Annotated in this window: 13 protein-coding genes; 12 read left to right on the forward strand and 1 reads right to left on the reverse strand. The window is 71.1% G+C overall.

Translation table 11 applies throughout. From position 1 onward, the window contains the following. The first annotated feature begins 78 nt into the window (after nucleotides 1-78). The 6 genes from B5F73_RS04820 to B5F73_RS04845 all read left to right on the forward strand — a co-directional run bounded on the left by B5F73_RS04820 (nucleotide 79) and on the right by B5F73_RS04845 (nucleotide 6,006). A complete protein-coding gene (locus B5F73_RS04820) occupies nucleotides 79-1,122 on the forward strand; it encodes a cellulase family glycosylhydrolase (protein ID WP_087227113.1) in 1,044 nt (347 codons plus the stop codon). After that, nucleotides 1,122-1,976, forward strand: a complete 855-nt coding sequence (gene rsmI / locus B5F73_RS04825) for a 16S rRNA (cytidine(1402)-2'-O)-methyltransferase (protein ID WP_087227115.1) — start codon at nucleotides 1,122-1,124, stop codon at nucleotides 1,974-1,976. Before B5F73_RS04820 ends, rsmI begins: the two co-directional genes overlap by 1 nt. Before the next feature lie 85 nt (nucleotides 1,977-2,061). Then, entirely contained in the window at nucleotides 2,062-3,669 is a 1,608-nt protein-coding gene (gene metG, locus B5F73_RS04830; RefSeq protein ID WP_087227117.1) for a methionine--tRNA ligase, read from the forward strand. Nucleotides 3,670-3,675: 6 nt separating this feature from the next. Next, entirely contained in the window at nucleotides 3,676-4,536 is an 861-nt protein-coding gene (gene rsmA / locus B5F73_RS04835; RefSeq protein ID WP_087227119.1) for a 16S rRNA (adenine(1518)-N(6)/adenine(1519)-N(6))-dimethyltransferase RsmA, read from the forward strand. Nucleotides 4,537-4,545: 9 nt separating this feature from the next. Further along, on the forward strand, nucleotides 4,546-5,559 hold the full coding sequence (locus B5F73_RS04840; RefSeq protein WP_087227121.1) for a TatD family hydrolase: 1,014 nt from the start codon (nucleotides 4,546-4,548) through the stop codon (nucleotides 5,557-5,559). A 15-nt stretch (nucleotides 5,560-5,574) separates the two neighbouring features. Next, on the forward strand, nucleotides 5,575-6,006 hold the full coding sequence (locus tag B5F73_RS04845; RefSeq protein ID WP_143803138.1) for a hypothetical protein: 432 nt from the start codon (nucleotides 5,575-5,577) through the stop codon (nucleotides 6,004-6,006). On the opposite strand, the gene B5F73_RS04850 is transcribed toward B5F73_RS04845, so the two are convergent. Then, the gene (locus B5F73_RS04850) at nucleotides 6,003-6,560 is read right to left on the reverse strand and encodes a hypothetical protein (protein ID WP_087227125.1); all 558 of its coding nucleotides are present in this window, start codon (nucleotides 6,558-6,560) and stop codon (nucleotides 6,003-6,005) included. The genes B5F73_RS04845 and B5F73_RS04850 overlap by 4 nt on opposite strands. Nucleotides 6,561-6,934: 374 nt before the next feature. Between B5F73_RS04850 and B5F73_RS04855 the strand changes: the two genes are divergently transcribed. From B5F73_RS04855 to B5F73_RS04880, 6 genes are all read left to right on the forward strand, one after another. Beyond that, entirely contained in the window at nucleotides 6,935-7,666 is a 732-nt protein-coding gene (locus B5F73_RS04855; RefSeq protein WP_087227127.1) for a phosphoribosyltransferase family protein, read from the forward strand. Between the two features lie 353 nt (nucleotides 7,667-8,019). Next, nucleotides 8,020-8,961, forward strand: coding sequence for a transporter substrate-binding domain-containing protein (locus tag B5F73_RS04860; protein WP_087227130.1), 942 nt, complete (start codon nucleotides 8,020-8,022; stop codon nucleotides 8,959-8,961). Between the two features lie 116 nt (nucleotides 8,962-9,077). Further along, a complete protein-coding gene (gene raiA / locus B5F73_RS04865) occupies nucleotides 9,078-9,671 on the forward strand; it encodes a ribosome-associated translation inhibitor RaiA (RefSeq protein ID WP_204206262.1) in 594 nt (197 codons plus the stop codon). Next, nucleotides 9,661-10,716, forward strand: a complete 1,056-nt coding sequence (locus B5F73_RS04870) for a DegV family protein (protein WP_239379805.1) — start codon at nucleotides 9,661-9,663, stop codon at nucleotides 10,714-10,716. The genes raiA and B5F73_RS04870 overlap by 11 nt, the downstream gene beginning before the upstream one ends. Before the next feature lie 55 nt (nucleotides 10,717-10,771). Beyond that, nucleotides 10,772-11,842, forward strand: a complete 1,071-nt coding sequence (locus B5F73_RS04875; protein ID WP_087227134.1) for an NAD(P)-dependent oxidoreductase — start codon at nucleotides 10,772-10,774, stop codon at nucleotides 11,840-11,842. Further along, nucleotides 11,839-12,270, forward strand: a complete 432-nt coding sequence (locus tag B5F73_RS04880; RefSeq protein WP_239379807.1) for a hypothetical protein — start codon at nucleotides 11,839-11,841, stop codon at nucleotides 12,268-12,270. The genes B5F73_RS04875 and B5F73_RS04880 overlap by 4 nt, the downstream gene beginning before the upstream one ends. Nucleotides 12,271-12,295: the final 25 nt, after the last annotated feature.

Genomic DNA, 12,295 nt, shown 5'->3' on the forward strand with positions numbered 1-12,295 from the left:
CAAAACGCTCAAAGCCGAGAATAACGTCCGCCCCCGTGGCTATACTTGCCTTAGATGACGGGGAAGCGGAGGTGCGTCATGGCAAGCAACACCCTGCACGGTGTCAACCTGACGGGCTGGCTGACGCTCGAGTCCTGGGTCACCCCCGAGCTCTTCGCGGAGGCCGGCGCCCTCGACGAGGAACAGCTCGTACGGGCACTCGGCCGGCGTCGCTACGCCGACTACGTCCGCAACCACCGTGCCACCTTCGTCACCCGCGACGACCTCGCCCGCATCGCCGCGCGCGGCTTCAACGCCGTGCGCCTGCCCGTCCCGTGGTACGTCTACGGGGAGGAGGGCCCCGAGCCCGGTCCCTACCAGGGCTGCATCGAGCTCGTGGACGAGGCCCTCGAGTGGGCCGAGGAGATCGGCCTCCACGTGGTCTTCGCCCTGGCGATAAGCCCCGGCGCGCCCCACGGCGACAGCGGGACGTCCCCCGACAACGCGGACTGCCACGTCAGCCGCGACGAGGTGCTCGAGGTGGTCTACGCGCTGGCCAAGCGCTACGCGCACCGAGCCGGGTTCTTTGGTATGGAGCTCGCCGACGCCCCCGTCGTCCAGGTGCGCCGCGGCCTCACGCTCACCGACGGCGTGCCCGTCCACCGCTTGCGCAACTACTACCGCGAGGCCTACGAGCTCGTCCGCAGCGCCGCCGGCGAGGACGTCGTGGTCATCATGCCCGACGGCGGGGTCACGAGCGGCTGGGGCCGCTTCATGGCGCAGCGCCACTACCGCAACGTCTGGCTCGACTGCCAGCTCGACCGCCCGATCGAGCGCGTGGACGTCTCCGGGCCCGCGGGCGTTCGTCGCCTGGTCGAGGCGCTCGAGCGGCGTCTGCGTGACGCCCGCCGCGCCGACATGCCGGTCATGGTGGGCAAGTGGTCGTCGTCGCTGCCCGTGGCCGACTCCCAGATGACGCCGGAGGGCCGCATCGCCCTCGAGCGCGTCTACACCTCCGAGCAGCTCCGCGCCTACGAGAAGTGCCCGGCGTGGTTCTTCAACACCTGGAAGACCTCGGGCATGCTCGCCGCCTGGGACGCGCGCGTCGCGCTCGCCACCTTCGAGCGCGGGATGATCGTCTGATGGCGGGTCTTCTCAGCGTCGTTGGCACGCCCATAGGAAACCTCGAGGACGCCTCGCCGCGCGTGCGGCGGGTGCTCGGCGAGGCCGACGTGGTGCTCTGCGAGGACACCCGCGTGACGGGTCGCCTCATGAGCGCCTTTGGCCTGCACGTCCGCCTGGAGCGCTGCGACGAGAACGTCATGGCCGAGAAGACCGAGCGGGTGCTCGGCCGCCTCGCGGCGGGGGAGCGGGTGGCGTTCGTCTCCGACGCGGGCATGCCGGGTGTGAGTGACCCGGGCCAGCGGCTCGTCGACGCCGCGCTCGACGCCGGCGAGCGCGTCGAGGTGGTCCCGGGGCCGAGCGCGGTGACCTGCGCGCTCGTGGCATCGGGCCTGGCGAGCGAGCACTTCTTCTTCGAGGGGTTCCTGCCGCGCCGGCGCGGCGCCCAGCTCGCGCGCCTCGCGGAGCTCGCCGCGGTTCCCAGCACCCTGGTGATATACGAGAGCCCGCGCCGCGTGGCCGAGACCCTCGCCAACGTGGCGGAGGTGTTCCCCGAGCGCCGCGTCGCGCTCGTGCGCGAGCTCACGAAGCTCCACGAGGAGGTCGTGCGCGGCCTCGCCCCCGAGCTCGCGGCGGGCATCGCGGCCCGCGAGGAGGTGCGGGGCGAGTGCGTGATCGTGATCGCCGCTCCGTCCGCCGAGGAGCTCGCGGCGCGCCGCGCGGAGGTCGCCGGCCCCGAGCGCACGCTCGAGGAGGAGATCGCCGCGGGCCTCGCGGCCGGCGAGCCCAAGAGCGCGCTTGCCAGGCGCCTCGCAAAGTCCTTCTCGCTGCCCCGCGCCGAGGTCTACGACAAGGTGGTCGCCGCCGCGAGCTAGGTCGGCGCGTCCCTCTCGCCCGCGCCGCCGCGCGGAATAGTACAATCGACCCCGCATGCCAAGATCCGTCATGAGGAGTCGCGCAATGGCAGAGAAGCCGTCCTACTTTGTCACCACCCCCATCTACTACGTCAACGCCGCCCCGCACCTGGGCACCGCCTACTGCACGCTGCTCGCCGACGTCCAGGCGCGCTTCCGTCGCGCGGCAGGCTACGACGTCAAGTTCCTGACCGGCATGGACGAGCACGGCGAGAAGGTCGCCGAGGCCGCCGCCGAGCACGGCATGACCCCGCAGGAGTGGTGCGACTCCCAGGCCCCGCTCTTCCAGGATCTCTGGAGCGAGCTCGAGGTCTCCAACGACGACTTCATCCGCACCACCGAGCCGCGCCAGCACCACGCGGTCCAGTACCTCTGGGACCGCATGCTGGAGTCCGGCTACCTCTACAAGGGCTCCTACGACGGCTGGTACTGCGTGCCCGAGGAGACCTACTTCACCGAGACCCAGGTCGAGAAGGCCGACGAGGAGCGCGGCACCAGGGGCCAGCACCTCTGCCCGGACTGCGGACGGCCGCTGGAGCGCGTCCAGGAGGAGTCCTACTTCTTCAAGCTCTCCGCCTTCCAGGACCGCCTCCTGGCGCTCTACGACGAGCACCCCGACTTCGTCCAGCCCGACTTCCGCATGAACGAGGTCCGCTCCTTCGTGGAGGGCGGCCTCACGGACACCTCGGTCTCCCGCACGACCTTCGACTGGGGCATCAAGGTGCCCTTTGACGACAAGCACGTCACCTACGTGTGGTTTGACGCGCTGCTCAACTACATGACCGCCGTGGGCTACAGCCTGGACGACCCGGAGTCGCGCGCCGAGCTCGCGCGCCGCTGGCCCGCCCAGTGCCACCTCATCGGCAAGGACATCATCCGCTTCCACTGCATCCTCTGGCCCGCCATGCTCATGGCCATCGACGAGGCCCTGCCCGAGCACGTCTTCGTGCACGGCTTCCTCACGGTGCGCAACCCCGAGACCGGCCAGGCCGAGAAGATGTCCAAGTCCCGCGGCAACGCGATCGCCCCGCGCGACGTCATCGAGCTCCTGGGCGTCGAGGGCTACCGCTACTACTTCATGACCGACGTCGTCCACGGCGACGACTCGGCCATCTCCTTCGAGCGCATGGAGCAGGTCTACAACGCCGACCTCGCCAACAGCTGGGGCAACCTCGTGAGCCGCGCCCTCAACATGAGCGCCAAGTACTTCGACGGCAGGACGCCCGAGCTCGCGGACGGCTGGGCCGAGAAGGACGGCGTGCTCAAGGGCGTCGCCGAGGGCATCTACGACCGCTACGCGAGCCGCATGGAGGTCTTCGACTACGCCGGCGCCAAGGACGCGGTCATGGAGCTCGTCCACGCCGCCAACCACTTCATCGAGGACTCCGCGCCCTGGGCCGTGGCCAAGGACCCGGAGCGCGCCGGCGAGCTCGCGGACATCATCGTGAGCCTGCTCGAGTCCATCCGCATCTCCGCGCACCTGCTCGCGCCGTTCATGCCCGAGACCTCGGCCGAGGTCCTGCGCCGCATGTCGCTCGAGGGCGAGGTGGCCACTGACGACCTGCGCGCGGCCTGCGCCTGGGGCGGCCTCGCCGGCGGCGTTGCCGTGACCAAGGGCGACGCGCTCTTCCCGCGCCTGGATACCAAGAAGTAGGCGAGCGTGACGGGTTCCCCTCTCGCAAACCCCGGCGCCACCCGCGCCCTGCTCGAGGCGTACGGCCTTGCGACCAAGCACAGCCTGGGCCAGAACTTCCTGGTGAACGACCACGTGATCGAGAAGATCATGGACCTGGCGGAGCTTGGCGAGAAGGACCGCGTGCTCGAGGTGGGCCCCGGCATCGGCACGCTCACGCTGGCGCTGCTCGCCGAGGCCGGCCGCGTGGTCTCCGTCGAGATGGACCGCGAGCTCGAGCCGGTGCTCTCCGCGCACGCCGCGGCGCACCCCAACTTCGCCTACCTCATGGGCGACGCGCTGCGCGTGACGCCGGACCAGATCGCCGAGGCCGCGGGCGGCGAGCCCGACGTGCTCGTTGCCAACCTGCCCTACAACGTGGCCGCCACGGTGATCCTGCGCTACCTGCAGGAGGTTCCGAGCCTGCGCCGCCTCGTCGTCATGGTGCAGGCCGAGGTGGCCGACCGCATCTGCGCGGACCCCGGCAACCGCACCTACGGCGCCTACACGGCCAAGCTCGCCCTTCTCGCCCGCGTGACCGGGCGCTTCGAGGTGGGCCCGGGCAACTTCATGCCGCCGCCGCACGTGGACTCCGCCGTTGTGCGGATCGACCGCGAGCCGCTCGTGGACGCCGCGCGCGTGGCGGAGGTGTCCGCCGTGATCGACGCCGCGTTCGCGCAGCGTCGCAAGACCATCCGCAACTCCATGTCCGCCTCCGGCTTCTCGCGCGACGTCCTGGACGCCGCCTTCGCCGAGACGGGCATCCAGCCAACCTGCCGCGCCGAGACCCTCGCGCCGGCGGACTTCGTGCGCCTCGCCGAGGCGCTCTCGCAGCCAGCTTCCCAGTGAGGAGAGGAAATGTCCGAAGAACAGATCGCGCTCGATGACCTCATGCTCACCGACGGCGAGCTCTTCCACGACCGCAAGGGTGCGGTCTGCGACTTGCCGCGCCCGCTCGCGCCGCTCGCCGACACGCACGGCCACCTCACGAGCTTCCGCGCCCACGACCCCGCGATGGCGCTCGTGCGCGCGGCGCTCGCCGGCGTTCGCCTGCTCGTCGTGCCGGTGGACCCCGTGAGCGACATCCCCCGCAAGTGGGAGAGCGTGGGTGCGTTCAACTCCTGGCTCGAGGGCCAGATCGACCTCGCCCGCGTGTGCCTCGTCGAGGCGCGCGAGATGGGCCTCACGCCGCCCGTCTTCGAGGGCTACGACGCTCCCGAGCTCCTGGACAACGTGCGCATCGTCGCCGGCGTGCACCCCTACGGCTCGGCCGAGGTGGACGACGCCGCGATCGAGCGCCTGCGTGAGCTGCTGGCCAGCCCCCGCGCCGTGGGCGTGGGCGAGTTCGGCCTCGACTACGGCCCCTACAACAAGGTCGCCCCCGACGTGCAGGAGGCCGCCTTCCGCCGCCAGCTGCGCGTGGCCCACGAGCTCGAGCTGCCCGTCGAGCTTCACATCCGCGACGCCGCCGTCGACGTGCGCGCCAACGCGCACCGTCTCGCCGCCCGCGTCCTGCGCGAGGAGGGCGTGCCCGGGTCGGGCTGCGACCTGCACTGCTTCACCTCGGACCTCAAGGTGATGGAGGACTTCACGCGCCTGGGCTGCCACGTTGCCTTTGGCGGCGCCATCACCTTCACCCGCTCCGACGACATCCGCGAGGCGGCCACCTACTGCCCCGAGCGCTACCTGCTCACCGAGACCGACAGCCCCTACATGGCGCCGGTGCCCCTGCGCGGCGAGGAGTGCGAGCCCGCCATGGTGGCCTTCACGGCCGCCCGCATCGCCGACGTCCGCGAGGCCGCCGGTCGCAGCGGCCGCCAGTCCACCTACGACGCGCTGTGGAAGAACGCCTGCTCGTTCTTCGGGCTGTAGGGGATGGGAACCGCGATGTACGCCTGGCTTGCCGTCGTCCTTCTCGCCGTCCTGGCGTGCGTCATCGTCATGGTGGCGCTGTTCGTGGCCGCATGGCGTCGCACGCTGGCGCAGGTCGAGGCCTCGGGGCTGCGCTATCGCATGCGGTGCGAGTCATGCGGGCATGAGTTCGAGCTCTCCCCGCGCGAGTTCGCGCGCTCTGGGATGCGGCGCTCTCGCTCGACCACCAGGACGCGCGTCAAGGGCGTGGCGCTGGTGAACGAGCCGCATTACCACTACGTGGCCAAGCGCTTCGTCTGCCCCGCGTGTGCCGAGAAGACCTGGTGCGAGAACCTCAACGCAAACGAGGCCCGGGACGTGGTCAACCCGATCGCGCTGCGCAACTTCGGCGCGGCGCTCGTGGTCCTCGTGCTGATCGGCTTTGCCCTGCGCGCCGTGCTCGCCTAGCGCGCGCGACACGTGAGGCGCGCGTAGCGCGACGGCCGCACGTACTGCTCACCCGCGTCCTCGCCGGCGAGGAGGGCGAGGACCAGCCGGTCGAGCGCCTCCGACACGCGCCGCCGGGCCCATCCCATGCGCGGACGGCGGGCCATGTCCGGCAGGAGGCCGGCGTCGCCCACCACGAGGCCGCCGCACCAGACGAGCCCGCGCTCCTCGCTGCGCTCCTCGAGCGCGGCGAGGGCGTGCGTCGCGATCCCCGGGTCATCATTCACGCAGAGCAGCGCATAGACGCGCGCCCCGGCGGGTGCGTAGCTGAGGGGCAGCTCCTCGACGCGCGGCGCGGCGGAGCCCAGCGCGAGGGCGAGAAGGACCGTGTCGCAGCGGGCGACGTCTGCGCCCGCGACCGCGCGCACGAGCTCCGGCGCGGCCACGCCCGAGAGCCGCGCGTAGACGGGCAGCGCCTCGGTCGCGTCCGCGAGCAGCGTTGACGCGGCGTCGCCCCCGCCTGCACTCACGAGCGCGACGCGCGCGGGCAGCGCTCTGGCCGCGACCTCGCTCATCGAACCTCCCTCGTCCTGTGCCCACATTGTGCGCCAATTCCGATCCCGTTGTGCGCCCCGTCCGGGAATTCGCGCCCTTGTCGGCGCCCCGTCTAGAAATCGCGGCTCTTGTCATACCGCCTTCTAGTAATCGGCGCCCTTGTACTTCTCGGCCGTACAAGGTCCCGGATTTCTAGATTTGCTGTCGAGAAAACGGCCTCCTGTCGGGCGTCACCGCACAAGGGCGCGATTTCCTAGAAGGCCATGCGACAAGGACCGCGATTCCTAGAAGCCCCCAGGACAACCCTGCGTTTTTCTAGACGGCGCCGGCCGGGGGAGCGGTGCTACAACGATAGTCGCATCGTGCGGCGGCCGGGGATCGGGGGGGGGTGCGCATGCGGATCGCGGGGATCGCGCGCCGTGCGGCGGATGCCTTTGCCGAGGGCCTCTGGCCCACGCGCTGCGTGGGCTGCGAGCAGCCCGGCGAGCTCCTCTGCGACGAGTGCCGCTCGGCGCTCCCCTGGGTGGAGCAGCGCCTGGCCTGTCCGAGCTGCGGAGCGCCGTACGGCTTTCTCACCTGCACGGAGTGCGACGGCACCTGGCTCCCGCGCGCCACGGTGGCGGCGCTCGACTTCCGCGGCACGCCCGCCCGCATGGCGACCTGCCTCAAGGACGCCCACGAGCTGCGCCTGGCGCCGGTGCTCGCGCAGGCGATGGCGTGCGCCCTCGAGGAGGCCTCCGCCTGGCCCGCCCGCGACGGCGCCCCGCGCTTCTCGCCCGCCGACCTCGACGCCATCTGCTTCGTGCCCGCCACGGCGGCCGCCTACGCCCGGCGCGGCTTCGACCACATGGAGCTCGTCGCCCGCGAGCTCTCCCTCGAGCTCGGCGTCCCGCTCGCGGACGTCCTCGTCCGGCCTACCGCCCGCGACCAGAGGGATCTCGGTCGTGCCGACCGCGAGAGGAACCTCTCCGGCACCATGCGGGCCCTCGACGACCTCGGCGGCGCTCGGCTCCTGCTCGTGGACGACGTCGCCACCACGGGCGCCTCGCTCGCGGAGGGCACGCGCGCCCTTTTGGCCCGCGGCGCCGCCCCCGTCACCGCCTGCGTGCTCGCACGCGTCTGGTGAGCAGTTCGTTTCGCGGCTTGTCGTGCCGAGAAAAACGACCACGCGGCAGGTATACTGAAAGCCGTCTCAACCCAGGTCTGTGGTTGCGGGCGGCGCAGGTCGCCCCAGTCCATGCCAGACGAGGGCAAAGGGATCCACGTAAGCACGGGCGCGCGCGTCCGTGCGAGCATGGCTCGTCCTAGAGGTAAGCCGCACCGCCCGTCATACGCATGAGGCATCCGGCCTCGCGGGCGAGAGGGGCTCAAGTGGCGGCGCCGCGGTGCCGGAAGCGAAGCCCCCGGTGCGCGAGTGTGGGGTCAAAGACCAGGTCAGCTGGGTGAGACGACGACGTACGACGAGAGAAGAGGTCGGACATGACGCGTCAGCGCATCCTTTCGCTCGCGGGCGCCCTCCTGGTGGCGGGCGGTCTCGCGGGCTGCTCGATCGGCCCTGTCAACCTGGACGACTTCGTCGGGACCGCCTCCGTGGCGGAGGCCCGCGAGGCGCGTCGCGCGGAGCTCGCCCCCGTGGTGGCGGACTCGGCGCTCAAGCAGGCCGGCACGCTCACGGTGGGCATCCCCGCCACGCAGACCGCGCCGCTCGCCATCACCGCCGCCGACGGCTCGCAGTCCGGCATCGACGTCGGCATGGCCTACGCGCTCGCCGACGAGCTGGGCCTCTCGTCGGTCGCCTTCGTCTCGGTCGACGACGTCGAGGGCGCCCTCGCCGACACCTGTGACGTCGTGATGGGCGTCGAGCCCGACGAGGCCGGCTCGGCCGCCGTGGTGGGCGGCTACGCCCAGACGGCGACGGGCCTCTTCACCCGTGACGACGTGACCGCGCCGATCGACGCCTCCGCGCTCTCGGGCGCGACGCTCGGCGTCCAGGAGGGGTCGGTCTCCGCCGTCGCGATCGACGAGTTCGACCTCGGCGTCACGCGCACGCCCGTGACCAACCTCAACGAGGCGTTCGAGGCCCTCGAGGAGGGCTCCGTCCAGTACGTGGCCTGCGACGCCTACGCGGGGGCCTACCTCGCCGCCGCCTACACCGACATCTCGTTCGCCGGCGTCTTCGAGGTCCCCACGATGGTGGGCGTCGCCGTGAGCGTCCCCGAGCTCCAGTCCGCCGTGCAGACGGCCCTCGAGGCCGTGCAGACCAACGGCGTCGCCGACATCGCCCGCGCCCGCTGGGTGGGCGACCTGCCCTCCCTCACGACGGAGAGCGTGATCACCGGGCTCGTCGAGCACGTGGACGAGCCGGCGCCCGAGGACGCCGACGCCGTGGAGGCAACCGGTGCGGAGACGCCCGCCGAGTAGGTCTGCCCGCTCGGGGCCGTCGCGTGACGCGGTCGGCGCCCGAGTGGGTATGAGTGTCCTAGGGCCGGGGAGGGCACCTCGATTCCCCGGCGCGTCCCAACCGTAAGGAGGTTCGCATGGTGGACATCAAGATCTCGGGCCGCAAGGTCGGCGTCTCCGACTCGCTGCGCGAGCATGTGGAGGAGAAGGTGGGCAACGCCCTCAAGGTGTTTGACATCAAGCCCATGACCTGCGACGTGGTTCTCCGCGTCGACAAGAACCCCTCCAACCCCGAGCGCAAGGCCTGCGAGGTCACCGTCTTCGTCCGCGACAACGTCGTGCGTGTGGTGGCCAGCTCCGACGACATGTTCGCCGCGATCGACGAGGCGGCCGAGAAGGTCACCCGGCAGCTCCGCAAGTACAAGACGCGCGTGATCGACCGCCGTCAGCGCATGCAGCAGGCCAAGGCGGGCACGGTCACCCAGGAGGACCTCGCCGCCCTCATCGAGCCCGGCCCCGACGAGACCGAGGACGACCAGCTCGTCCGCGAGAAGTACATCGACCTCGTGCCCATGACCGAGGAGGAGGCGCTCGTCCAGACCGACCTCATCGGCCACGACTTCTACGTCTTCACCAACGCCACCACGGGTCTGGTCAACGTCATCTACCACCGCAAGAACGGCGGGTACGGCATCATCAAGCCCAAGATCGAGGAAGAGAATGAGCAGTAGCCAGGATACCGAGAACAGCATGAGCACCGGCGCCGCGCTCGAGGCGGGCGCCGACAACGCCCAGGCGTCGCAGGAGGCTGCGCGCCTGGGCCGCGCCTATCACAGAAAGTCCAACGTCAGGATCATCGTCGACTCCTGCGCGGACTTTGCGCCCGAGGTCGCCGAGGCCCTGGGCGTGGAGATCGTGAGCTTCACGTACGTCATGAGCGGCCAGGAGTACGCCGACGACCTGTGGCAGACCATGACGGCGAAGGAGTTCTACGACCGCATGCGCGCCGGCGAGGTCGCCACCACCTCGGCGGTGACCCCCGGCCGCTACCTCGAGGTCTTCGAGCGCGCCGCGGAGGAGGGGACGCCGACGGTCTACCTGGCCTTCACGCGCGGCCTCTCCTCGAGCGTGGACGCCGCCCGCACGGCGGCCGACATGGTGCGCGAGAGCCACCCCGACTTCGAGATTCACGTCATCGACAACGTCTGCCCGTCCGCCGCGGCCGAGCTCCTCGCCATCGAGGCGGTCCGGCAGGCGGCCAACGGCCTCACCGCCGCGGAGCTCGCCGCCTGGGCCGAGGAGGCGCGCTACTACATCCACGGCTACTTCACGCTGGAGTCCTTCGACGCCCTCGCGCGCGGCGGGCGCATCCCGCCGGCGGCGGCCACGGTGGGCGGCAAGCTCGACATCAAGCCCGAGCTCTCCTACGACACCAACGGGGCCCTCACGCTGAGGGGCATGTGCCGCGGCCGCAAGAAGGCCCTGCGCGCCATCATCGCCGACTTCAAGGCAAACTACCTCGGCGCCGAGGGCGGCGACGAGAAGCTCCCCGTGGCCATCGTCTCGGCCGACGCCGAGAAGGACGCGCGCTGGCTCGCCGACCAGGTGAGGCGCGAGCCCGGCTGCGAGGACGTGCCCGTCATCTACAGCTCCGTGGGCCCGGTCATCGGCGCCCACGTGGGCCCGGGCATGGTCGCCCTGCTCTTCTGGGGCAAGGACCGCCGCGAGAGCCTCTCGTTCACCGACCGCCTCGCCCGCAAGGTCCGCGGCCAGTAGTCACCAACGGCGGGTGCGACGGCGGGCCCCGGCTCGCCCGTCGCGCCCGCCGCGCATGCAGAAAGGAAGTCCCTTGCAGATCAACAACGTCGCCTTCATCGGCACCGGCATCATGGGCGAGCGCATCGCCGGCCACCTCATGGACGCCGGCTACAAGCTGACCGTCCACAACCGCACGCGCGAGAAGGCCGAGGGCCTCGTCGCGCGCGGCGCCCGCTGGGCGGACAGCCCCGCCGAGGCCGCGGCAGACGCCGACGTCGTCTTCACGATGGTGGGCTATCCCACCGACGTCGAGGACGTCTACCTCGCCACCGACGGCCTCATCCGCGCCGCCAAGAGGGGTGCCTGGCTCATCGACCTCACCACGAGCTCCCCGCAGCTCGCCCGCGACATCCACGACGCCGCCGAGGTCGAGGACAAGCACGCCTTCGACTGCCCGGTCACGGGCGGCGAGCAGGGCGCGATCGACGGCACCCTCACGCTGATCATCGGCGCGGCCGAGAAGGACGTGGCTCCGGTGATGCCGCTGCTCGAGTGCTTCTCGTCCAAGCGCTTCTTCTTCGACCAGCCGGGCGGCGGCCAGACGGCCAAGCTCTGCAACCAGGTGAGCCTCGCCTCCTGCATGGTGGGCTACGCGGACGCCCTCGCCCTCGCCGAGCAGTCGGGCATCGACGCCGAGAAGGTCCTCGAGGTCATGGCGTCCGGCACCGGCGGCTCCGGCGCGTCCAGGACGCTCGCCCCCAAGTCGCTCGCCGGTGACTACAAGCCGGGGTTCCTTGCCGAGCATCTGCGCAAGGACATCGCGCTCGCGCTCCAGCGCTCCGAGGACCTCGACATCACGCTCCCCGGCGCCGAGACCGCCTTCACCCTCTTCGACATGCTCTGCCAGATCGGTGGCTCGCGCATGGGCACGCAGGCGCTCACCCTGCTCTACCAGGAGGAGGGCACCTGCGCCGCCGCCGGCCTCGACTGGTCGCTGCTCGAGCAGGGTGACGAGGGCGACGACCACGAGTGCTGCTGCGGCCACGACCACGGCGACGGCGAGCACGAGTGCTGCGGCGGCCACGGCCACCATCACGGCGAGGGCCACGAGTGCCACTGCCACGACGGGGAGGGCGCAGAGTGACCGACGGCTTTGCGGGCGCCATATTCGCCCTGATGTTCCTCCTCTTCGGGACCGTCACGGGCGTGGGCGTGGGCGAGCGCCTCGTCGGCCGCTGCGTGACGAAGCGCGAGTACGTGATCGCGAACGTCATCGCGCTGCTCGTGGGGGCGGTCGCGTGCGCCGTGGTCATGCTCACGCCGTTCCCGGTGCTCGTGGTGCTCGTCATCGGGCTCGTGGGCGGCACGGTCGCCGGGCTCAAGCTGGGCTTCAACGAGTCCGTGGGCCCCTGGAAGGCGCACGACCGCTACTTCCGCGTCAACAAGGACCAGCTGCGCCGCTCCGAGGACGGCGAGCGCGCCGAGGCCGTGCGCCGCGCGCGCCGCGACGGCACGCCCGAGCCCGAGCTCATGAGCGTCGTCGACGACAAGAACGACAAGAAGAAGAAATGACGCGGCGGACCGCCCGCGCGTCATG

Source organism: Olsenella sp. An270, from assembly GCF_002159735.1.
In the GTDB taxonomy this organism is placed as follows: domain Bacteria; phylum Actinomycetota; class Coriobacteriia; order Coriobacteriales; family Atopobiaceae; genus Thermophilibacter.